This window comes from Schinkia azotoformans LMG 9581, from assembly GCF_000307855.1.
Classification (GTDB): Bacteria; Bacillota; Bacilli; order Bacillales; family Bacillaceae_J; genus Schinkia; species Schinkia azotoformans.
In genome coordinates this window covers 49,548-71,839 of record NZ_AJLR01000120.1, presented here as the reverse complement: position 1 = coordinate 71,839, position 22,292 = coordinate 49,548, and the positions used below count along the sequence as shown (strand labels likewise).

Annotated in this window: 17 protein-coding genes; 7 read left to right on the top strand and 10 right to left on the bottom strand. The window is 37.9% G+C overall.

Annotated elements, in window-relative coordinates; genetic code table 11:
* Nucleotides 1-161 precede the first annotated feature (161 nt).
* The 3 genes from BAZO_RS13930 (at nt 162) to cstA (ending at nt 4,553) form a co-directional block, all read left to right on the top strand.
* Nucleotides 162-1,898: a sensor histidine kinase gene (locus BAZO_RS13930; RefSeq protein WP_003332228.1), complete on the top strand. Its 1,737-nt coding sequence runs from the start codon at nt 162-164 to the stop codon at nt 1,896-1,898.
* Complete coding sequence (locus tag BAZO_RS13925; protein ID WP_003332227.1) at nt 1,899-2,618, top strand: LytR/AlgR family response regulator transcription factor; 720 nt, start codon at nt 1,899-1,901, stop codon at nt 2,616-2,618.
* A gap of 129 nt (nt 2,619-2,747) precedes the next feature.
* A complete protein-coding gene (gene cstA, locus BAZO_RS13920; RefSeq protein ID WP_003332226.1) occupies nt 2,748-4,553 on the top strand; it encodes a carbon starvation protein CstA in 1,806 nt (601 codons plus the stop codon).
* A 56-nt stretch (nt 4,554-4,609) separates the two neighbouring features.
* Here the strand turns inward: cstA and BAZO_RS13915 are convergent, their stop codons facing one another.
* The 3 genes from BAZO_RS13915 to BAZO_RS13905 form a co-directional block, all read right to left on the bottom strand.
* A complete protein-coding gene (locus BAZO_RS13915; RefSeq protein ID WP_003332225.1) occupies nt 4,610-5,563 on the bottom strand; it encodes an aldolase catalytic domain-containing protein in 954 nt (317 codons plus the stop codon).
* Between the two features lie 279 nt (nt 5,564-5,842).
* Nucleotides 5,843-6,421 (bottom strand): DUF502 domain-containing protein, encoded by a 579-nt coding sequence (locus BAZO_RS13910; protein ID WP_003332223.1) that lies wholly within the window; start codon nt 6,419-6,421, stop codon nt 5,843-5,845.
* 57 nt (nt 6,422-6,478) lie between these two features.
* Nucleotides 6,479-7,969, bottom strand: a complete 1,491-nt coding sequence (locus BAZO_RS13905; RefSeq protein ID WP_003332222.1) for a nicotinate phosphoribosyltransferase — start codon at nt 7,967-7,969, stop codon at nt 6,479-6,481.
* Nucleotides 7,970-8,210: 241 nt separating this feature from the next.
* On the opposite strand from BAZO_RS13905, the gene BAZO_RS13900 reads away from it, so the two are divergent.
* Complete coding sequence (locus tag BAZO_RS13900) at nt 8,211-8,804, top strand: Uma2 family endonuclease (protein WP_003332221.1); 594 nt, start codon at nt 8,211-8,213, stop codon at nt 8,802-8,804.
* Nucleotides 8,805-8,853: 49 nt separating this feature from the next.
* On the opposite strand, the gene BAZO_RS13895 is transcribed toward BAZO_RS13900, so the two are convergent.
* The 4 genes from BAZO_RS13895 to BAZO_RS13880 are packed head-to-tail and all read right to left on the bottom strand — an operon-like array spanning nt 8,854 to nt 16,924.
* Nucleotides 8,854-10,143: a TIGR02679 family protein gene (locus BAZO_RS13895; RefSeq protein WP_003332220.1), complete on the bottom strand. Its 1,290-nt coding sequence runs from the start codon at nt 10,141-10,143 to the stop codon at nt 8,854-8,856.
* Complete coding sequence (locus tag BAZO_RS13890) at nt 10,136-14,278, bottom strand: TIGR02680 family protein (RefSeq protein WP_003332219.1); 4,143 nt, start codon at nt 14,276-14,278, stop codon at nt 10,136-10,138. Before BAZO_RS13890 ends, BAZO_RS13895 begins: the two co-directional genes overlap by 8 nt.
* Nucleotides 14,271-15,431: a TIGR02678 family protein gene (locus BAZO_RS13885; protein ID WP_003332218.1), complete on the bottom strand. Its 1,161-nt coding sequence runs from the start codon at nt 15,429-15,431 to the stop codon at nt 14,271-14,273. Before BAZO_RS13885 ends, BAZO_RS13890 begins: the two co-directional genes overlap by 8 nt.
* Nucleotides 15,432-15,436: 5 nt before the next feature.
* Nucleotides 15,437-16,924 carry a TIGR02677 family protein gene (locus BAZO_RS13880; RefSeq protein ID WP_003332217.1) on the bottom strand — a complete coding sequence of 496 codons (1,488 nt, stop codon included), beginning with the start codon at nt 16,922-16,924 and terminating at the stop codon, nt 15,437-15,439.
* Between the two features lie 203 nt (nt 16,925-17,127).
* On the opposite strand from BAZO_RS13880, the gene BAZO_RS13875 reads away from it, so the two are divergent.
* The 3 genes from BAZO_RS13875 to BAZO_RS13865 all read left to right on the top strand — a co-directional run bounded on the left by BAZO_RS13875 (nt 17,128) and on the right by BAZO_RS13865 (nt 18,586).
* Nucleotides 17,128-17,649 carry a DIP1984 family protein gene (locus BAZO_RS13875; RefSeq protein WP_003332215.1) on the top strand — a complete coding sequence of 174 codons (522 nt, stop codon included), beginning with the start codon at nt 17,128-17,130 and terminating at the stop codon, nt 17,647-17,649.
* 263 nt (nt 17,650-17,912) lie between these two features.
* Nucleotides 17,913-18,350, top strand: a complete 438-nt coding sequence (locus BAZO_RS13870; protein WP_003332214.1) for a GNAT family N-acetyltransferase — start codon at nt 17,913-17,915, stop codon at nt 18,348-18,350.
* 35 nt (nt 18,351-18,385) lie between these two features.
* Nucleotides 18,386-18,586, top strand: a complete 201-nt coding sequence (locus BAZO_RS13865) for a cysteine-rich CWC family protein (RefSeq protein ID WP_003332212.1) — start codon at nt 18,386-18,388, stop codon at nt 18,584-18,586.
* Between the two features lie 373 nt (nt 18,587-18,959).
* Here BAZO_RS13865 and BAZO_RS13860 read toward each other — a convergent pair whose 3' ends face one another.
* From BAZO_RS13860 to bioD, 3 genes are all read right to left on the bottom strand, one after another.
* Entirely contained in the window at nt 18,960-20,135 is a 1,176-nt protein-coding gene (locus BAZO_RS13860) for an acetyl-CoA C-acetyltransferase (RefSeq protein WP_003332210.1), read from the bottom strand.
* 102 nt (nt 20,136-20,237) lie between these two features.
* Entirely contained in the window at nt 20,238-21,599 is a 1,362-nt protein-coding gene (gene bioA / locus BAZO_RS13855) for an adenosylmethionine--8-amino-7-oxononanoate transaminase (protein WP_003332209.1), read from the bottom strand.
* Nucleotides 21,596-22,288: a dethiobiotin synthase gene (gene bioD, locus BAZO_RS13850; RefSeq protein ID WP_003332208.1), complete on the bottom strand. Its 693-nt coding sequence runs from the start codon at nt 22,286-22,288 to the stop codon at nt 21,596-21,598. Before bioD ends, bioA begins: the two co-directional genes overlap by 4 nt.
* Between the last annotated feature and the right edge of the window lie 4 nt (nt 22,289-22,292).

Here is a 22,292-nt window from a genome sequence, read left to right as displayed (position 1 = left end):
AATATTAGCATATTAATGCAAATCGCTTCATAGTTAAATACCCAGAGTCGTTTTTCTATCCAGAACCCCAAAAATCCTGTTACAATACAGATAGACTTGTAATATTAGACAATTCTGATTTCCGTCAGTTTGTAAATACTCCCGAACAAAGGAGCGTATATATGTTCGAACTATTAATTACGATGCTAGAGCGATTGGGCATCATTGTCGCAATCGCTTTTATTTTAACGAGGTTGAAGTTTTTTAGAGGGATGATCTATCAGGATGAATTGAACCGTCGGCAAAAATTGGTTGCAATCGTCTTCTTTGGCTTCTTCGGAATTATTGGTACGTACACCGGTTTAAGCCTTAATACAGAAAGCCTTCAATTTAACCGTTGGGCATCTGATTTAACCTCAGATGAGGCTTTAGCGAATTCACGGGTAATTGGTGTTGTGCTAGCAGGTCTTCTTGGAGGCTACAAGGTCGGATTAGGTGCTGGCCTTATTGCTGGGATTCACCGTTTTACTTTAGGGGGATTTACTGCTTTTTCCTGTGGCTTTGCTTCCATTATCGCTGGATATATTTCGGGTTATTTTTACAAGAAAAACAAGCATATAAAGCTAAGTACGGCATTTATAATTGCAGCTATGGCGGAAGCCCTGCAAATGCTTGTGATATTACTTTTTTCCCAGCCATTTGAAAAAGCGTGGGCTCTAGTTGAAATCATTGGAATTCCGATGATTGTCGCAAATGGACTTGGGTGTACTCTCTTTTTAATGATTATAAAAAGTGTAATTAATGAAGGAGAAAGAGTTGGTGCTGTGCAAGCCCAAAAAACACTGCGAATTGCCGATAAGACACTTGCTTATTTACGCCATGGACTGAATCAAGAAACTGCACATGAAGTTTGCCACATCATCCAGGATGAGATCAAAGCTACGGCTGTCGCAATGACAAATACAACCAAAATTTTGGCACATGTCGGCCAAGGTCATGACCATCATCGGACACAGATGCCTATTCAAACTCAAATAACACTAAATGTAATAAATAAAGGAGAAATTGTAATTGCCAACAAAAAAATGATTCAATGTCGCAGTGAGGATTGTCCACTTGGTGCAGCCGTAATTGCACCATTAAAACGCCGAGATGAAACAATTGGGACATTAAAGTTCTATTTTCGTTATGAAAAGGAAATTACACCCGTGGTAACCGAACTCATTTCAGGACTGAGTGCTCTTTTAAGCAATCAGCTTGAAATTGCTGAGGCAGACAAGGCATTTCAGCTTGCAAAGGAAGCTGAAATAAAGGTGCTACAAGCTCAAATCAATCCACATTTTCTCTTTAATACGTTGAACACAATTCTCTCACTGGTAAGAAGTGATCCAACTAAAGCAAGAAAATTACTTGTTTCCCTTTCTCATTTTTTACGTCAAAACATGTCTGTAACGACCCAAAATATAATAACTTTAGAGCATGAGCTAAGACATGTAAAAGCCTATTTAGAAATTGAAGAAACTAGGTTTGTAGATAAGCTAAAAGTATTTTATCAGATTGATGAGGGTACTCTTCATCAACGGATTCCTCCCCTCACGCTTCAGCCGATTGTCGAAAATGCCATTAAGCATGGTATAAAGGAGCGAAATGGAAATTCCCAGGTGATTATTTCAATTCAAAAAGGAAATAATCATGTCCATGTAAGTATAGAGGATAATGGAATAGGAATGAGTGAAGAACGTGCTAAGGAAATTTGCGTTACCCCTATAAAATCTAGTAATGGCAACGGCGTTGCTCTATATAATGTAAACCGCAGACTAATGATGCTATTTGGTGAGAAGTCAGGGTTAAATATAAAAAGTGAAATAAATAAAGGAACGGAAATTGCATTTACAATTCCATTATCGGAGGTGGTCTAAATGGGATCAAAAATCAAAACACTTGTGGTCGATGACGAACTATATAGTCGTGATGAACTGACACATCTCTTAGAGACATATCCGTCCATTCAAATAATCGGAGAAGCAGATTCGGGAGAGACAGCCATTTTAAAAGCCCTCCAGCTCCAACCAGATGTAGTCTTTTTAGATGTTGAAATGCCAAAAATAAACGGGATGAATGCTGCAAAGACATTAATGGAATTGAAAAAGCCACCACTCATTGTGTTTGCCACAGCATACCCTGAATTTGCTGTAGAAGCATTTAGGTGCAGTGCCATTGACTATTTGCTCAAACCTTTTGATGAAAAACAATTAGCAGAAGCCGTGAAACGAATTGAAAAGCATTTTGATACAACTGAAGAAATTTTAAACCCAGATAAAATTGCGCTTATAGTAGATGAAAAAATTTTACTAGTAAAGAATGCGAACATCCTGTATTTAGAATCTAGTGAAGGAAAATGTACAGTTGTTACCCTTGACAATCCATATAAAGTTAGTAATACACTTATTGGGTTGGAAAAACGATTAGATACTAAAAAATTTTTACGAGTTCATCGCAGCTATATTGTGAATATAGACCATATTATAGAAATCGAACCCTGGTTTAATTCTACGTATAACCTATTAATGAGAGGAGGATCAAAAATACCTGTTAGTAGAACTTACGTCAAGGATGTAAGACAATTATTTCAATTCTAATTTTTTGCATTTCATATGCCCTATTTTGTATTTTATCCTTCTTTTTTTGCGAATTATTTTGAAAACTGAAAAAACCATTTTTCATGTAGTATTATAATTCCTAAATAAAGAAAAGAGGGGGAAGAATAAATGAATGCGATTTCAATTGTAATCGGATCAATCTGTATTCTATTAATAGCCTATCGCTTGTATGGAACATTTATGGCTGCGAAGGTTTTGAAGCTTGATGATTCGAAACAAACACCTGCTCAAAAATTAGAGGATGGTCAGGATTATGTACCCACCAATAAATGGGTTGTCTTTGGTCACCATTTTGCGGCGATTGCTGCAGCGGGTCCGTTAGTTGGGCCAATTCTAGCTGCCCAATTTGGGTATTTACCAGGATTGCTTTGGTTGTTAATCGGTGCTGTAATCGGAGGGGCAGTCCATGATATGGTTGTTTTATTCGCATCGATGCGCAGGGATGGAAAATCCTTATCAGAGGTTGCAAAGGAAGAACTTGGTCCAGTAGCAGGCTTTTGTGCAGGGTTAGCGATGCTTTTTATTATTACAATTACGATGGCTGGCTTGTCACTTGTTGTATTAGGTGCGCTAGAAAGAAATCCTTGGGGAACATTTGCAGTAGGAATTACCATTCCAATTGCCATGGCGGTTGGATTGTATCATAAAAAGACAGGCAACCTAAAACTCGCCACAACGGTTGGTTTCCTTTTAATTATGCTGGCTATTATCCTAGGACCAAATATACAAGGTACATGGTTGGGAGATCTTTTAACACTTGAAAAAAGTACATTAGCTATTATCCTACCATTATATGCATTTTTTGCAGCTGCTTTACCTGTGTGGTTATTGCTTGCACCTCGCGATTATTTAAGTACATTTATGAAAATTGGAGTTTTTGTAGCTTTAATTATTGGTGTTTTCATAGTGAATCCATCAGTAGAATTTCCTGCATTCACAGAATTCATTAATGGTGGCGGTCCAGTTGTTGCAGGGCCTGTGTGGCCGTTTATTTCTATTACAATCGCTTGTGGAGCTATTTCAGGCTTCCACGCCTTCGTAGGTTCAGGTACTACACCTAAAATGGTGAATCGTTGGAGGGATATTAAAGGTGTAGCCTTTGGAGCGATGCTTGTTGAGTGTTTAGTAGCTATTATGGCATTAATTGCTGCCGTATCTTTACAACCTGGTGATTACTTTGCAATCAATTCTACACCAGAGAAGTTTGCAACCCTTGGTATGGAAACCGTTCACTTAGCAGAACTTAGTGAAGAAATCGGAATGGATCTTGAGGGAAGAACAGGCGGAGCAGTTACTCTTGCAGTAGGTATGACTTACATCTTTACAGCAGTTCCATTCTTCGAAACTCTGGCTTCCTATTTTTATCAATTTGTTATTCTATTTGAGGCAGTCTTTATTTTAACAGCAATAGATTCAGGAACACGTGTTGCGCGTTATTTAATTCAAGATTTCTTTGGGAACTTTATAAAACCATTGAAGCGTACCGACTCAATTGGATCAAATGTTTTTGCGAGTGCATTAGCATGTTTTGTATGGGGATATTTATTATTCTCTGGAGATATAAGTTCCGTATGGGCCTTATTCGGTGTTTCTAACCAACTAATGGCTTCAATTGGTCTAATTGTAGGTGCTACCGTAATCTTAAAAATTGCTGAAAAACGCTGGTACATGCTAACATGTTTAGTACCACTTGCCTATCTTTATGTCACAGTAAATGTTGCAGGCTACTGGATGATAACAAATGTTTACTTAAACCCAGAAAATGCAGGCTACAATGTGCTAAATGGGATTCTATCCATCATTATGCTAATGCTTGGCTTTGTTATTCTCGTAACATCGATTACAAAATGGTTGAAGCTTTGGAAAATACCACAGCATTTATTAGTCGAGCAATCAAGCAAAGAGGTTGCATAACAGCAAACACCCATTCTGAAACTAGAATGGGTGTTATATATATCGCTTTTAGTTAACTATTTATTTGTTGGTGAAACTGATGCTTCCGGTGATGTTACCTTTTCATAAAAATCCATGAATTTATCACGATCTTCGCTGTCACGATAAGCCATCGCAACACGTGGATGTTCATTTAATAATCCAGAAATCATGTAGGGGATGATATAGCCCCACTCCCATTTTTGACGCATTTCCAGCATATGATTTTCAATTACACCCAGAACCGGCTTAAGTTCGTATCTTGTTTTTGGTATATAGCCCACAAGAAGCTCAGTGTGGCAGTTACCTGCCGCACGACCCATACCATAAACAGATGAATCAAGGAAAGTAACCCCATTCCGCATTGCAGTTAGAGTATTTGCAAAAGCCAACTGCATGTTGTTGTGGGTATGAATTCCCAGCTGCTTATTAGGAAGCATGGCTTTAAATTTATTCACTTGGTATTCAATATCAGCAGGCTCTAAGCTACCAAAAGAGTCAACAATATAGACAACATCTACAGGGCTATTTTTTACCATTTCGAAAGCCTCAAGTAGTTGATGCTCCGGGGCACTTGATAATGCCATAATGTTAAGGGTAGTCTCATAGCCCAAATCATGGAACATTTGCACTAACTCTAAGCCTTTGTCTACTTCACGAATATAGCAGGCAACACGTATCATATCTAATACACTTTGCTCACGTGGTAATATGTCATTTGGGTCTACGCGTCCAATATCTACTAGAGCTGAAAGTTTTGTAAATTTTTTCACAGGAATAATTTCTTTAAGGAAGCTATCATCAAGAAATCTCCATGGATTCGGCTCTGTCGCTTTAAGAAGCTTAGGGGAGTTTTTGTAACCAATTTCCATATATTCAACGCCGGCAGCACTTAAACCATCATATAGGTTTTGCACAAACTCAACGCTAAAATTCCAATTGTTTACTAATCCTCCATCACGTATCGTACAGTCTAAAATCTTATGTTCCATGGCCTAAACTTCCTCCTCATGTTCTCTCGTTTTACAATTGTACTTCATCACTTTTACGCTTTTATGCTTTTATGTGATAAAATATCTTATTAGAGTTATAACATTTTTGCTCAATAATGTCAATATATTTTCAGAAAATTTGATTTTTGCTATAAAAAATGTAATAATGTTTCAATTACCTGTGTTTTCGTCATTTTTTTCGATTTCCACTTAGCATATATTGTAAGTATTATCATCTTTGGAGACTATTTTGTCTAGTATTTTACCTTAACTATTAGCTTAATTACTTTTCGACGTAATTCCACCTGATAAGACAAATTTCATAGCATCTTCAGGTTTAACATCTAAAATCGTGACTTGGTCTTTCGGAATAAGAAATGTAAAGCCTGCTACTTGAAAACTTTGTGGAACGTAGACCGCAATATGGTCTTTTAATGGGTCAGCAAAATGCTCGATTTCTTCTGATGTCACGAAACCTATACTTTTCATCCCTGTATTAGGAATTTCAACAAGTGCAACTTTGGAAAATGACTTTTTCTCTCCTAATAAAGAATTAAATGTATCTTTAATGACAGAATACAAGGTTTTTACTAATGGTGTTCTTTCTAGCAAAACATCTATTAGCTTTATGATTTTCCCGCTTAAATATTGGGTTGAAAGCCAACCAAAAAAGGTTATGATCGCTACCGTTAATAGAATTCCAATACCCGGTATGTAGTCTTCCTTCATATATGGTCTTAATATGTTGCCAAGAATACTATCCAGAAACGTGAATAATTTAAAAACAACATAAATGACCAAGATGATTGGAACGATGGTTAACAAACCATTTACAAAATCTTTAAGTAGTCTTTTCATTGATTTCTCCTCAAAAAAGGACCTTCAGTTTGAACAACAGAGGGTCCTTTTGTAATTTTATTGCTGGAGGGTTTGATCCTCTCCTTTACCCATTTCCTCAACTCTTCGTTTTACTTCCTCAATATTTTCCATTTTGTTATCCCAACACTTTTGACTTAAATCAACAGGGTATTCTGCTGGATTTAATGAGCGTTTGTACTCATCCCATAGAACAGCCATGTTTTCTTTAGTATATTGTTGAATTTCTTTTGCGGTCGGCACTTCATAGACTAGTTTTCCATTAACAAAAATATCATGATGTAGTTCCTTTGCTTCAAAATTTGTTACATATTTACTGATGAAAGTATGGATTGGGTGAAACATTTTTAATCTTTTTTCGTCTTGTGGATTCTCATCTTCCATAGCAATATAATCGCCTTCTGATTTTTTGTTCCTTACATTTATAATTCTGTAAATCTTTTTTAAGCCAGGCGTTGTTACCTTCTCCGGATTTCCAGAAATTTTAATCGTATCAACCAATTCCCCGTTGTCATCTTCAATTGCCACTAATTTATAAACAGCACCTAATGCTGGTTGGTCGTAAGCTGTAATTAATTTTGTACCTATACCCCAGCTATCAATTTTAGCACCTTGTTGTTTTAAATTAATGATCGTGTATTCATCCAAATCATTAGAAGCCACAATTTTCGTATCTGTAAATCCTGCTTCATCTAACATTTTTCGCGCTTCCTTTGAAAGATAGGCCAAGTCCCCACTATCTAAACGAATAGCGACAAAATTAATTTTATCCCCGAGCTCTTTCGCAACTTTAATTGCCGTTGGTACACCCGATTTCAAGGTATCATATGTATCAACTAAAAATACACAATCCTTGTGCCTTCTTGCATATTTATGAAAAGCTGTGTATTCATCTTTATAGGCTTGTACAAGCGAATGCGCATGTGTTCCTGAAACTGGTACACCAAACAATTTCCCTGCAAGCACATTACTTGTTGCTTCGAATCCCCCAATATAGGCGGCTCTCGCTCCCCAAACTGCAGCATCGATCTCCTGTGCTCTTCTCGTACCGAATTCCATCGCTACTTGCCCATCACCAATCACTTGTTTAATGCGTGATGCTTTTGTTGCAATTAGAGTTTGAAAATTAACAATATTTAATAATGCTGTTTCAATAATTTGTGCCTCAGCCAAAGTTGCTTCAATACGAACAAGCGGTTCATTGGCAAAAACTAATTCTCCTTCTCTCATTGAACGAATGGTGCCGGTGAATTTCATTGTAGATAAATACTCAATAAAATCATCACCGTACCCTACTTCTTCTTTTAAATAATCTAAATCGCTTTTCGTAAATTTAAATTCATTCAAATATTCGATCATTCGCTCTAAACCAGCAAAAACGGCATACCCATTTCCAAATGGCATCTTTCGAAAGAAAATCTCAAAAACAGCCTTTCGATTGTGCAGATCATCTTCCCAATATGTTTCAGCCATATTAATTTGATATAAGTCTGTATGTAACCCTAGACTATCATCTGTGTATTTTCCCATTTAAATTTCCCTCCATTATTAAGAGCTTTAACCAAAATTCAAATAAATATCTGTAATATTCCAAGGTGATTTATTTCTATTAAATGTACAATAGCTTTAGAAATTATTATACATATTTTTCAAAGTATAAGAAAAGAAAACACAACTTGCAATTATATATTGTCGAAAAATTATATAAAATAATACTTAAAATCATTTATAATGGTAGTAAAAAATAGGTAAGAAAGATGGTGGAGCCAGTTTGAGTACGGAAAAGGAAGATAAGAAAAAATTAGAAATAAAAGAAGGCGGACTAACTTACGATGATTATGCCGCAATTGATGATGGGAATCGGTATGAATTAGCTGCAGGTCAGTTAGAGTTAATGAGTCCGGCACCGACTGTTACCCATCAACTGATTAGCTTTGAAATGCAAACAAAGATTGCTCAAACTTGCAAATTGGATTACATTATTTTAAATGCACCTGTTGATGTCATTCTGTCACCTAAAGAAGTAAGACAGCCAGACATTGTCCTTGTAAACCGAAAACGGCTTGATATTATCAGCAAACGAGGGGTAGAAGGTACTCCCGATTTAGTGGTAGAAATTCTTTCTCCATCGACATTAAAAAGAGATAAAATTGCCAAAAAGAAATCCTATGCCTATTATGGTATTCCAGAATACTGGGTCATTGATCCAAATTCAGCTGTATTGGAACAATATATTTTAGCGGATGATCGGTATGAGCTCATCAACATTTTCCAAGAAAATGAAATGGTTACGTCACCTAATATTTCTTGTATCTCATTTACTATGGCAGAAATAATTGAGGCGATTCCGGATTCTTTAATGTAAATAAGGGCTAGAACAATATAACGACAGGTGACACTAAGCACCTGTCGTTTTAATTTTCTAAAATATCTCGAATGAGCAGTGTTACAAGCCCTTCCTGATAAGCGGCCTTTTTATGGAGTTTTATTAAGTTAACGACCTCCTCCAATTCTGGTAGATTTATTATTTCAATTTTTGAAAGCCTTGAAGTTATATCTTCTTCGGATAAAGCTTGTTCATAACTTTCTTTATCCATTCTCCACAGCGTTACATTGTTTGGATACCTATTTTTAAGTCGTTGTGCCATCGATATGCCTTCTGGATCTAAGTCTCCTGAATAGTGAATGGAGTAACCGGAGCCAGCAAGAAGATCCATCACAACCCAGCTTGCCGTTCTGAATTGACCATGTGTACAAATTATAGGTGCAGATGGTACCTCATCAATGATTGTGGAGCAGACACCTGAATTTTCGACGACCCACACCTTATTTCCATGGACAGGTCGTATTTTATTAACTTTAAGCAATTCTTTTATTGGGACATTTAATACTGTATTTGTTGCCGAAGCCGCTTGCCATACGGGATGGATTCCGTTTTCATCTTCAGCAAGTAAACCACTGCAGGTGACAAAGCTCCAAAGATCGTCTTTCATCAACCCATATTGTGCAAATAATTCATTTACTTCTTCCGACGATTTTGGCATTCCTTGCTCCAACATTCCCATTCCACCATCATTTTGTAGTTGGTCGACGTACATACAATGAATGAGCAATTTCCCGGCTGTTTGATCCCGATCAAAGTAATGAGGATTGCCCGTTGTTCTTTGGGCAAATAACGGTAGCCTTTCAAAGGAATTGTCCTTCGGAAGTTCAAGAAAAGCTTGGTAAACATTCCGTAGATATTCCATTAATTGATCGGAATTTTGTTTGTAAAGAGACCAAATCCACCGTGTATCGGGTTGCTTTGATTCAATCCAGCTCCACCACCAATCCCCTTCAGGCAAGGTCGTTTTAAGGACATTAAAAAAATCCCTTGTCTTTTCACGATTAAATTCATGCTCTTCATTTTTTGTAAGAATCGTTTCTTCCAATACCCCTTCCATTAACTGAATAAGCGAATAATCTGCAAAGGGCGTATGGAGAAGGGCCTTTTCAAAATCTAATAATGCAACTTTCCCTTTTTCTAGCAAATCATAAGCTGGCAACCCCATGAATCCAGCAATCGATTCCATTTCTCCCTCTGTAAAAGAACGAATACTAACCGTTCCCCCAACTCTTCCGAGGGAACGGTATTTTTCTTTAAACAATATAAACAGCTTTATAAAACCTGGTTCATTGCGAAAAACTTGAACGTTCTTACTCATTTGTGATGAGCTCCTCAACAAATTCCTCTTGAGCACCATCATCATTCATAGTTTCATCCCATACGAGCGAGCGCTTTTTTCCATCCCATAGATAACGGATTACCGTTACAAAGTCAGCATTTTTCGGGCGGACAAGCTCACAAATTGCTAAACTTGAAATCGTATCATAATCGCCCCATAACGCCTGTGAGTTCATAATATAATTGAAGCCAAGCTGTTCAACAACTTCAAACATATCGCGGATATTATTCTCATCTACCCCAGCAAAGGCTTCATCAAGAGAAATTATATAAGGTGCCATGGCTGCAGCTTCCTTGTACCGTGAATAGGCGGCCGTAAATAACGGAATGTACATCGCCATTGCTTTTTCACCACCGCTAAATTTAAAGAATGCATTATTTGTCAACTCACGCTTTGGCTCATTGACGCGTTTGTACGATAACACAAACGTAAACCATTTGCGGTAATCTAATACTTCCTTCAATACCTGATGCAGCGTCGAGCCTTCATTTCGCAGCTGGATCAGCTCTTTTGCCTTCGTAATCCTCGAGCGGAAATGTTTTGTAATACGGTTTAAATCTTCTTCATTTAAAAATTTACTGTTCCGTTGTAGAAGTTGAACGAGATCTTTCGTATCCAATTCTTGTTCAGATTCAGCGGTTAATGGTTTCCACGAAATTGAAAAAGTCAATCCAGACGAATTGTCACGCGCTTCCATAATCTTATCCATTTCACGTACCCATTTTTCAGCACGCTGGATTCGGTTTCTCAAGATTGATCCGACCGTATTAACGATGATGTCTTCATACAGCTGGCGGTCCTGCTCATCAAGCCAGCCTTTTTGATCGTCCAACTCTTTTTGTAGGGAATGAAGGACATGGTACGGACTTACCCGTTGACCTTTGTATTCCATTTGAATCAAACGTCGGCTCTTGTATTGGTTCCATTCATTGATAAAAGGCTCAAAGTACAAGCCCCAATCTTTCGCAAACCATTCAGGTCGCTCCGCTTCTTCCGGAAATTCAAACATCCTATACTCTGTTAAAAATGCTTGTTCATTAAAGAATGTTTTTGTTAATTGCTCATTTAATTTTGAGCGGTCAAGTTTTGCCGCAATTCCTTCCAGCTGTGATACCAAATTCACGGGGTCTGAAAGATCGCCATCTAACTTAATAAAACCACGCATGATTTCCGTCTTTACAAGGTTCTCCCATTCTATGGCCATGTTAGACCAAAACTCAAAGCCTGTTTTCGCAGTTTCTAAGTCTTTCAAGCAAATATCTCGCTCTGTTTCTTTTCTAGGGAGTGATTGAAGGATTTGATTCATCTCCTTATCCGCTTCCGTAAGTAAATGCTGCACTTCCTGGATGCGGCTCCTAATATCATCAATCCCTTTTAATTGTAATTGTTGTTCAATCGATGTAATCTCTGCTTTTTCTTTATTTGATTGTCCTTCCTTACTATTTTGCTCGCCCTTGATTTCATCCATTTCTTCTTCCAGTTCAATCAGTCTATTTATTAAATCTTGAATTCTTTTACGCCCAAATAAACATTTTTCATAGATTCGATTGAGTTTATGAACATGCTCCCGGTAATGGATTGCCGCTTCAATAGCTTCAGTTATCACTTCTTTTGTTAACGACAGATTGAGTTGACCTTTTTGTTGATGCAACTGCAACTTGATTTTTTCCAATCTTTGATGGACAATTTTCCATTGATCGTCTAGTTTTTGCAACGATTCTTTCAACTGCTCTAATTGACGATAATCTTTTTCAATTTGAATATTTATGTCATTTAGATCCACATCTGTTGGGATCGTCTGTTTCCATTCTTCCGCATCATTAAGTGCTTGATCGAATGCTCGCCACTCACTAGTTAATTGTTCCAATTGGTATTCCAATTCCTCAATTTGCTGTTCCCATTCCTTTACTTTTTCCAGCTGATATCGTTTCCTCGAGGAACGACCAATGAACCTGGATGGACCTTCGTGCGGAGCATGTCCTACCATACAGCCAATCGAATAGGTACCATCCACATCAATATGAAATCCGCCGTCTTGCGGTTCCAACGATATACTTCGTAATACTTCATCTACTACCTTTTTTGAAATTGGACTATCGTCATCCAAGTCTGGTCGTAAATAATCAGCTAATGTATACCCCAGGACAACTGGTTCCGTACGAATTATCCGATCATGGACAGGTGATAACGATTGTTCTGTTATTAGACTATCTAATAAGCCTGTTTGTTTTAATGCTGCTTCAATTCGCTCTTTTTGCTCTTCTGTTACATGGTCTTGAAACTCAACAGCGGCATAAAACGGAAGGTACGCTTGCCCTTCTTCAGCAAGCTTTAGACGGGATTCATCAGTGTCTTTTGCTCGATCGGGATTAGGCATTTTTAAAGATTTCCAATGTTGTAGTTCAGCTTTAGCCTCTTCAATTTCTTTTGCTTTAGCCTGGATCGTATTTTCCGTTAATTTCATATCCGTTTTCAGTTGGGTAATATAATCATTTAAAACATGGAACAGTTTTTCACGGACAAGGTCGTAGCGATTTTCTTCGTATAAGCCTTCGATGGCACGAGAGATTTCCTGTATCTGTTCCGCTGAAAAGACAAGTTTTGGATGTTGTTCAATCCAGGTGAACACGAGATGTTCCAGCTTTTGTTTCACTTCAGTAAACCATTCTTCAAGGTGGTCAAGATTTTTCCGGACTTCATCAATCTCTTTCTTTTTCTCAGAAGATTGACGTTCTAATCTACTATATTCCTCAAGTAATCTTGACTGTTCATCGACTAATTGTTGCAATGCCGTTAATAATCGTTCATGGTCTCCTATTTCCTTAATCCAAACCGAGAAATCAAATTCAGCCTGTTGATGGCGTTCAAAATCTTCCGCATTGACTGAATGCTGTTGAAAGGCTGATTCCTCGGCATCCAATCTCAACTCTTCAAGAATTTCAGTCATTTCTTTTTGTTGTACGCCCAGTTCATCTTCCGTTTTATCTTTATCATCCCTTGTCTTGCGATACTGTTCATTTTTGTTATTCCATCTATCATCTAAAAGTTTGATTTCTTGACTTAACTGGTCAACTAGCTCTCTTTTCTTTGTGATCTCTTTTTCAAGCTTCCAAACTTCATGGTTTTGCAGCCGCTCTTTTTCAGCTTCTGCGACTTCCTTCTGTATTGTGAAGCGGTTTTTGTCTGCTTTAAGTTGTTCTATCTCTGCCTGATACTGTTCATCCAAAGCATGAAGCCGCTCTACTTCCTTGCCGGCATCTTCCTTCCGCTTCTTTGCATTCAGCCATAAACCGGAACGTTCCGCCAAGATGTATTGATTATATAGATCATACTGTTTTACTAGACGACTGCTGGACTCGAATTCCCGTTCTAGTTGCTCTAGCTGCTGCTCTGTTTGATCCATATTTTCAATTGTATCTGATAAATGGCGGAGTTCATCATCTGTAAGTGGCGGAAGGGCGGATTCTAAAATCTCATAAATAACGGTCGGTTTAAAATCCTTTGACAGCTTCGGACTTCTTAGCTGGATTAATAGTTTAATTAAGTCCTCATAGGCTTCTAATGATTGGAACCCAAAAATATATTTGTTCACTAGCTCCATATACTCGCGCTGTGAATGGACTACATATCCGCCTTGACCAATGCGGTTTTCTAGTTCTTTTGCCGAAAAAGGAACGCGGTCTCCAAGCTGATTATGTGCAAGTTCTAAGTCGTAACCAATTCTGCGATTATCTGTTATCACAAAATACCATGACTTAATGCCTTTATTGCGTTTCGCTTGCATCCCGATTCCTGTTGTAATGTACCTTTCAACGTCCACCATTTTATACTCCAAAAAGAGATAGCCGGTGCGCTCATCGCGGTCAACGACTTCTTTTTCCCCAAGTAAATAGTCCTCCATTCGCCGTGCCTTTGAACCAAACGGGTCGAGGCGATCCGGAGATTTTTTTCCATCCAATAATACAGGTAAAATGCTTTGCATCGTTACCGATTTTCCGGACCCATTCGTGCCTCGAAGCAAAAGCTTTCCCTCCGTAAATTGAAAAATCTCATCATCGTAATACCAAAAATTTAATAGACCCGCCCTGTGCATAATCCATTTAGATTCAGTCATCAATCTTCTCTCCTCCTTCAAAATCAACAGGATACTTCCCTGTTATGATCCCAACCAGTGGTCGAATCCGAATAAAGGAAGAGTCCTCCTCAACCATCATCCACTCGTTCATCGCACTTATGAGTTCACTGCAAATCGCATTTGTGCTCATATCCCGAAAATACTTCGCCCATCCTATACCAAATCGGTTCCGTACATCATCAATGATTTGTTCAAATTCCCCAATCGTCAGCAATAATTCCCCATTTTCGTTAGGCTGAAAACGTTGTAGATTTCTATGAAAATAACTAGATAACTGCAAAATTAGATCCGTTGATGCCTTTGTATTTGGAAAAAGCTGATGATATTGTCTCGCTTCTGAAATTGATAAAAAAGCAGTATTTTTAAAGACATGCAGCTTATAGTCACTATGCTTTTCAATATCTTCTGCTAAGCGGTTTCTGAAATTCCGAATATATAGAAAATCTTGATCTTGTTGGTCCTGACGCTGCAGGCCTGGTGAGAAAAATAGTTTACGGTATACTCGCTTCCTCCGTTCATCCTCCTGATTAAGCTTCCAATCATCATGCAGCAGCTCTTCCCAATGTTCATAATTAGAAAAATCATCCGGATAGGTTCTCATAAAATAACGGCTGTACACAGTCGCTTCGTATAATACTTCTTGTTCTTCATTGTGGTCAAAACGGCTGATATCGCCATCAATCGTGCGAATGAGTTGAAAATCTAGCAAAACTTTGACAGCCCTAATCAATGATTTGCGGTGGATGTACACCGTCCAATCTAACGGAAACTCACTTGGATAATCGGCTTGGATATCTTGACATAACTCAGATAGAAGAAATTGTTCATCCACTTCTTTTCCTTCCAAAAAAGAAAGAGCACAGCAAAAAATCGCATAATCCATCTGTTCTTGAAAGTCTTGAATCCCCATCCAACTTTCAGGTTCTACTGGAATTTTTTCCAATTTAATAAAATGCTGATGGATGATTAAGCGTAAGCCAAACTTCTCACTAATATAGCGGCGCAGTACTTTTTCGCGTTCACGAATTAATTGATACCATTCGGGCTGGTCTGCCCGCAAAATCCAATAATAGTGGAACAATAGGTCCATTCCCTGAATTGCTTTTTCATCAAAAAGTTGCGTTTGTTCCATTTTCGTCACCTTATTTCTTCAAATACTATGGTTGCATTCGGCATTGTGAGATCGCCATCCTCTGCTTTTAACGTTATCATTTGATCTTGTTTAAGTTTGACTTTTACATGGAACCCATAATCTGTCTTCACGATGCGATCTTTACTTGCCATTGATTTCCCAATCCAGCCTAAGAGCACTTTACGCACGAATGGCTCAACTGTTGATAATGAAGACAGTTCAATGGTACCTTGTGTCACATATTTTTCGATTATTCTTTTCTCTTGGCCGCGTTCTTCTAAGTACTTCTTACGTTGTTCTCTTTTCTTTTCGTCATTGGCCTGAAACGATCCCGGCTTTGTTTTTTCCCGATAACGTGTCGTTCGCGGTTTAATCGTTAGCTCTGTTGGAGTTTCATCCCATGGATCTACGTGAAGATTTTCCGTAGTCCCTTCCTCAAGCTGAAGATGCTTGATTGTCATCGAGCCAAATACTACAGCAGATAACTTGTGGGCTTCGCTCAAGTTCTTGCTCTCCCCAAACCATTTCGCCAGTTGCAAATAATCCTTTTTACGGCTACGGAAATGCTGCTGCCTTTCGCCAATTCGTTGCACATACCTTGTCATTCTGCGAATCATTTCATTTGTTTGCCACTGCAGGACATCGAGCTCACTTTGATGATGTATCGAACCTAAAAACCACTGTCTTAGAGAATCCCAATATTCTGTATACTCAAGCAACCAATCTTCTTTTGAAGTCGATACATCTTCGAGACGCGGAATTGACATGCGATGATCAATTAGTTTTTGAAAATAGGGTTGCATTTTTTCAGTTGCTAATTCCGTTAAAAGTTGCTGGATTTGTAATGAAGTTTTTTGTAAAGACACAATAAAATCCCGCAAATACGTTGTAAACTGGTTTTTATAGACTAGAAAAGCTTCCGTTTGCATCCGTTGGTCCGTCTGTTCGCTATTAATATAAGCAATATAGTCAGCCGTACTTGTACGAATCGATTGAAAATAACGAAAGACATCCTCCCATATCCGCATGTACTCTTCCGCCGGCTTTTTCAGTTCATGCTCAATTTCGGTTTGCAAGGAAGTTAATGCTTGAAGAAGACGGTCAAATTGTGAACGCTCTAAAGAGCCTTGAAAAGTATCACCGATTTTTTCTAATTGGACTAGCATTCTTTCAATTTCAACAGTGTACGGTGTGCATTGATAGCGGAATCTTTTCTTTTTATATTCTTCAATCGTTTTCGCGTTGGTCATATCCTGACGTGCTATTAAATTGTTCCACTTCACTAACTGCGCTAACTGCTGATGAAGCTGTTCCTCCTGATAATCTAAAAATACCGGAATGGAACGTAAATAATCTAGTAATTCTTCTGGAGAAATATAATCTCTCATCCGTTCATGTTGGTGATAAAAATATCTTAAAATTGTCCGATAATGGGCCGCACTATCGGCTGTTAAATAACTAGCCTCGATAATTTTCTTCATCGTTACATCCAAAATTCATCATCCTTCGATAATTTCTACTATTTATAATTGTAAATGAAAGAGTTAGCGATTTAAATCGTTAAATAATAGTAAGAACGAATTAATGCTACTATTTATCTCCAAAATTACACTATATTAAACTTCAATTTGGATGTTTGTGGAAATTGTGTTATTATAAATAATATGTTTTATTGTTTTATGAAAGGACTGTTTCTATGAAAATTACACTAGCACAAGCTATAAATCTACTTTCAAGTCTCCACAAAAAAGTAAGTGACCTTCATGTTGAACTTATCAACATCCATGTCATTGAAGTACCAAAAGGTGAAACATATACACCATTTGAACGGACAGTTAAGGTTGTTTTACAAGAGTTTACAGACATTCAGCAGGATTTATTGGAATTAAAAGAAAGCATTCAACAGGCTAATTTACATAATCAAGTAGAATGGGATGGCAGTTCGATTTCGATGACAAGGGCAATTGAAACGGCAAAGCAGCTTCGTGAACGTTTGGATCTCCTTAAAATGATGGCTACAACCCAAAAACGTGAATACAATGTTCATCACCGCTCAGGCGCTATCATGGAACGAATCGCTTTATTCGATCCTGCGGCATATAAAAAGCAAGCTGAAAAACTATCAAGACAGGTGGAATTACTTTCTAGCCGGATTGATAAAGTGAATTATACGGTTGAAATCGAAGTCCCACTTGCAGCTAAATATTTAGAGGCATAAGTAGCTTTGAGGGCATCTATGGGATGCCTTCATGGGTGCTTATGCACCAAATGAGTTGGGAAGTGTTAGCGCCCCTTATCTTTGTGGGTAACAAAGTATTCAATTTTCCTTTAGGCCAAATGGTGTAGCAAACGGATCTCGCTTCACGCCTTACGCCCTTACGCTTAACGTTTAACGAACGGAACTCCTTGATTAGTTAAAAATTAAGCTACGTTCCCAAACTCATTTATCCGGTTCTATGGAAAAATTAAAGGAGCCACCATATGGATACCCTAATGATAAAAGAACTACAAACCCAAGAAGAAATTCTTCAGGCCTTTCCAGTAATGAAGCAGCTTCGAACTCATTTAAATGAGGCGACTTATCTTACCTTAGTTAACGAAGCGCAGGAAAAAGAAGATTATCGTATGTTTGCCCTATATGATAATGGAGAAATCGTTGCCGTTGTCGGTTTTCAACCAATGATCACGCTGTATTATGGTAAATACATCTGGATTTGCGATTTAGTTACTGACTCAACTACGCGCTCCAAGGGCTATGGAGAAAAACTCCTGTCGCATGTCCACGAATGGGCAAAAGCCAATCATTATGAAGCAGTTGCATTGTCATCTGGCCTACAACGAACAGACGCCCACCGCTTTTACGAAGAAAAAATGAATTACGATAAAGTTAGTTTTGTATTTAAAAAGTCTCTGAAATAATTAAATTACTATTCTATTGGGAGGTGTATAAATAAATGGAGATCAATCCAAAAAAGTGTCCGATTTGTGGGCAAGACAATCAATGTGGGAATGAATTAAGAGAGTCAACATGTTGGTGCAGTACAGAGGCATTTCCTCAGGAAATCTTTGACCTGATACCAGAGGAAAAACTCCGCAAAGCATGTATTTGTAAAGATTGTTTGGAAAAATTCGCAAAACAAATAAGTATACAATAATGGAAGCAGGCGAGCATCATTTACTTCCCTGCTTTCTTTACTTCAATCCCGACCAACCTCCAGTTGTTGCTTAATCACCAAGTTTCTTCTTCGTATCATTAGCTGATAAATGAACACAGCACTAACCCCACACAGGGGCAAACTTTAAATATGGGATTCAAATTTCTCCTAGGCGGTATTGATGGAGCGATTCTTTATAATGGAGTAAAGCAATTGGTTAATGAATTTAGGGAGTTTGTGAAGTAAATTGAAGTTATGACGAAAAAGGCACTAATTTGCAGATACTAACTTAACTGCTCATTGTGCCTTTTATGGCCTGTTGCTATAGGCTAAATTGCATACAAAATTTGATATAATTCTATTTTTGTGCTATTTACAATGCTTCCCAAATTGCTGCAATGCCTTGGCCCCCGCCAATACAAACAGCTGAAGCACCATATTTCTTATTTCTTCTTCTTAATTCATAAACAAGTGCTGTTGTAATTCTGGTACCACTTGCCGCAAGTGGATGACCAATCGCAACCGCACCACCATTTACGTTGCCTTTTTCAAGATCAAACCCTAATTCTTTTTGACATGCTAAATATTGTGCGGAGAATGCCTCGTTAATTTCAATTAAATCAAGGTCTGCCACAGTTAGATTTGCTTTTTTCAATGCTCCTTGAATAGCTTGTACAGGTCCAATTCCCATGTACTTTGGTTCAACACCAACTACTTCCCAAGACACTAAACGGGCAATCGGTTTTAATCCTCTTTTTTCAGCATAATCACTTGATGTAAGAACAACAGCAGCTCCACCATCAACCATGCCACTTGCATTACCAGGTGTCACAACACCACCTTCACGGAAACGCGGTTTTAGCTTTGCTAACTGCTCTAGGCTTGTATTTCGAATATGTTCATCGTGTTCAATTACGATATCACCTTTTCTACCCTTGACCGTTACTGGAACAATCTCTTCTTGTAAATAACCCTTTTCTCTAGCTTGAATCGCGCGTTCATGACTTGAAAGTGCGTGTTGATCAATTTCTTCTCTTGTTAAACCGTATTTTTCAGCCAAGTTTTCAGCTGTATCTGCCATTGTACAGTCTCCGTAAGTATCATAAAGACCATCAAACACCCAATCCTCTACAACTAAGGGACCTAGTGGCTTCCCCCACCTCATACCAGGAATGACATGTGGCACCTGGCTCATGTTTTCTGCCCCACCAGCAAGTGCAACATTAGCTTCTCCTGTTAAAATATATCTTGCCGAAGTTAAAATGGATTCAAGTCCTGAACCACAAAGGCGATTGATTGTTAATGCAGGAACGTTAATTGGAGTACCTGCTTTTAAACCTACATGTCTTGCTAATAAATGTGCATCCTTACTTGACTGCTGTACATTTCCAAACACTACTTGATCAATTTCCTCTAGAGTAATATTCGCCTTTTTGATAGCCTCCCTTGCTGCTATTGCCCCTAAATCAGTTGCCTTAATCTCGCGAAATGAACCGGAAATCTCCGTAAATGGTGTTCTTGATCCTTCTAATAAAACGATCTCTTTCAATTTATCCACCTCATTTTAATAATTTTCTGTAAATTCATTATAACCCGGCGGATTTGTTGATTTAAACCTACATAATGCAGGAAAATAGCTTTTGTTTTTCAACTATCTTGTACAAAAAAACTCCTGTATGGCCTTATTTGTTTTTTCAATCATCGTTTTTATTTCTTCTTTTGTTATCACATATGGCGGCATAAAATAAAGGACGTTGCCTAATGGCCTTAAGAGCAGTCCATTTTCTAATGCAATTTGATAAATTTTATAACCGATTCTCTCTTCACTTGGGAAAGGTTCCTTTGTCTCTTTGTCTTTCACTAATTCGATTGCGCCAACCATCCCCGTTTGTCTGTATTCACCTACATACGCCTGATGATTGAATACTCCAGTAGCTAACTTATCCATATATGTACTTTTCCCTCGGATCTGCTCGATGTAATCATCTTCTTCAAAAATTTGCAGGACCTCTAAGGCCACTCGACAAGCTAGCGGATTGCCAGTGTAACTATGTGAATGCAAAAATGCTTTCATAGTATGATAGTCATCATAGAAGGCCTGATATACATCATCCGTGGTTAATACAACGGATAATGGTAGATATCCCCCCGTTAATCCTTTTGATAAACACATAAAGTCAGGGGTAATGCCAGCTTGTTCACAGGCAAACATCGTCCCTGTTCTGCCAAACCCCACTGCTATTTCATCCGCAATAAGATGTACATCATATTGCAAACATAGCTCCTTTAATTTCTTTAGATAAGAAGGCGGATACATTTTCATCCCTGCCGCCGCTTGTATTAAAGGTTCTATTATAATTGCAGTTATTTCTTCATGATATAATTCTAATTTTTCCTCAATAAATGATAAACATGGTGCACTGCAGTGATCTGGTCTATCGTTAAACGGACATCTAAAACAATCCGGCCCTTGTGCTCGTTCCGTATCTAGTAAAAGCGGTCGAAAAACATCATTATACAGACCCACACCTCCAACAGAAAGAGCTCCAAGGGTTTCACCATGATAAGCGTCTGTTAAAGCCAGAAAGCGTTTTTTCTTCCGCTTATCTTTTTGCATATGATATTGAAAGCTCATTTTTAAGGCTACCTCTATTGCGGATGAACCGTTATCAGCAAAGAATACTTTCTTTAAACCATTCGGAGTGATTTTTACAAGTTTTTCGGCAAGAAAAATGGCTGGTTCATGTGTAAAGTTAGCAAATATCGCATGTTCTAATTGAAATGCTTGGTTGACTAAGGCAGTACTAATTCGTTCGTTACAATGTCCAAATAAATTTACCCACCAAGAAGAAACAGCGTCTATATATTGCTTTCCATTTTCATCATACAAATAAATCCCTTTCCCGCTTTTGATCACAATGGGCGGTAAATCTTCATAATCCTTCATCTGCGAACAGGGATGCCAAACATGCTGTAAGTCTCGTTTTTGTAGGTTTGAAATCATAGAAATCATAGGCTCATCAACCTTTCAAAAAATTTGTCAGTTTCAATCTGAATATCTTTTAAATCGGACAGATTTTTTAATTTTGGAATGATAAGATAAGGTAAGTTTGCGAAGTTCTGAATTGTAGCTATATTATTCATTTCAAGATTAGTTCCTTCAAACCCATTGAAAACAATTCCTACAATTGGAATATCTTGCATTTTAAGGGCCTCCAGCGAAAGTAAAGTATGGTTGATTGTCCCTACTTTTGTTCGAGTAACCAAAACCACCGGCAACTGTGATTGCTTAATCAGATGAAGAAAATAATAGTCTCGTTGCTCCTCTAATGGTACGTATAATCCACCAGCTCCTTCACAAATCAGAAAGTCATACATAGTTTTTAATTTTTTAATGTGTTCTAATATGACTTCTCCTTTTATTTCTGAATCTTCCAGCATCGCCGCATAATGAGGGGATGCTGACTCTTTAAAAGAATAACTATTTAAATGTCTTTCTATTAAATTCGCTTCACTTAAAGATTGATAGAATGTTGTATCCCCATAATAGGACTTGTTATTTTCTGTTATAATCCCAGTTTGAACAGGCTTATAGGGTATGACATTTTTCCCCTTCATCTGAAAACATCGCATAAAGTATACTGTTACTAGCGTTTTCCCCACATCTGTATCGGTTCCCACTATCCAAAAATGTTGTGCCATATAA

Excerpts from the sequence above, each read along its gene's own strand:
- BAZO_RS13930 (WP_003332228.1), top strand. The coding sequence starts at position 162 with ATGTTCGAACTATTAATTACGATGCTAGAGCGATTGGGCATCATTGTC.
- BAZO_RS13925 (WP_003332227.1), top strand. The coding sequence starts at position 1,899 with ATGGGATCAAAAATCAAAACACTTGTGGTCGATGACGAACTATATAGT.
- cstA (WP_003332226.1), top strand. The coding sequence starts at position 2,748 with ATGAATGCGATTTCAATTGTAATCGGATCAATCTGTATTCTATTAATA.
- BAZO_RS13915 (WP_003332225.1), bottom strand. The coding sequence starts at position 5,563 with ATGGAACATAAGATTTTAGACTGTACGATACGTGATGGAGGATTAGTA.
- BAZO_RS13910 (WP_003332223.1), bottom strand. The coding sequence starts at position 6,421 with ATGAAAAGACTACTTAAAGATTTTGTAAATGGTTTGTTAACCATCGTT.
- BAZO_RS13905 (WP_003332222.1), bottom strand. The coding sequence starts at position 7,969 with ATGGGAAAATACACAGATGATAGTCTAGGGTTACATACAGACTTATAT.
- BAZO_RS13895 (WP_003332220.1), bottom strand. The coding sequence starts at position 10,143 with ATGAGTAAGAACGTTCAAGTTTTTCGCAATGAACCAGGTTTTATAAAG.
- BAZO_RS13890 (WP_003332219.1), bottom strand. The coding sequence starts at position 14,278 with ATGACTGAATCTAAATGGATTATGCACAGGGCGGGTCTATTAAATTTT.
- BAZO_RS13885 (WP_003332218.1), bottom strand. The coding sequence starts at position 15,431 with ATGGAACAAACGCAACTTTTTGATGAAAAAGCAATTCAGGGAATGGAC.
- BAZO_RS13875 (WP_003332215.1), top strand. The coding sequence starts at position 17,128 with ATGAAAATTACACTAGCACAAGCTATAAATCTACTTTCAAGTCTCCAC.
- BAZO_RS13870 (WP_003332214.1), top strand. The coding sequence starts at position 17,913 with ATGGATACCCTAATGATAAAAGAACTACAAACCCAAGAAGAAATTCTT.
- BAZO_RS13865 (WP_003332212.1), top strand. The coding sequence starts at position 18,386 with ATGGAGATCAATCCAAAAAAGTGTCCGATTTGTGGGCAAGACAATCAA.
- bioA (WP_003332209.1), bottom strand. The coding sequence starts at position 21,599 with ATGATTTCTATGATTTCAAACCTACAAAAACGAGACTTACAGCATGTT.
- bioD (WP_003332208.1), bottom strand. The coding sequence starts at position 22,288 with ATGGCACAACATTTTTGGATAGTGGGAACCGATACAGATGTGGGGAAA.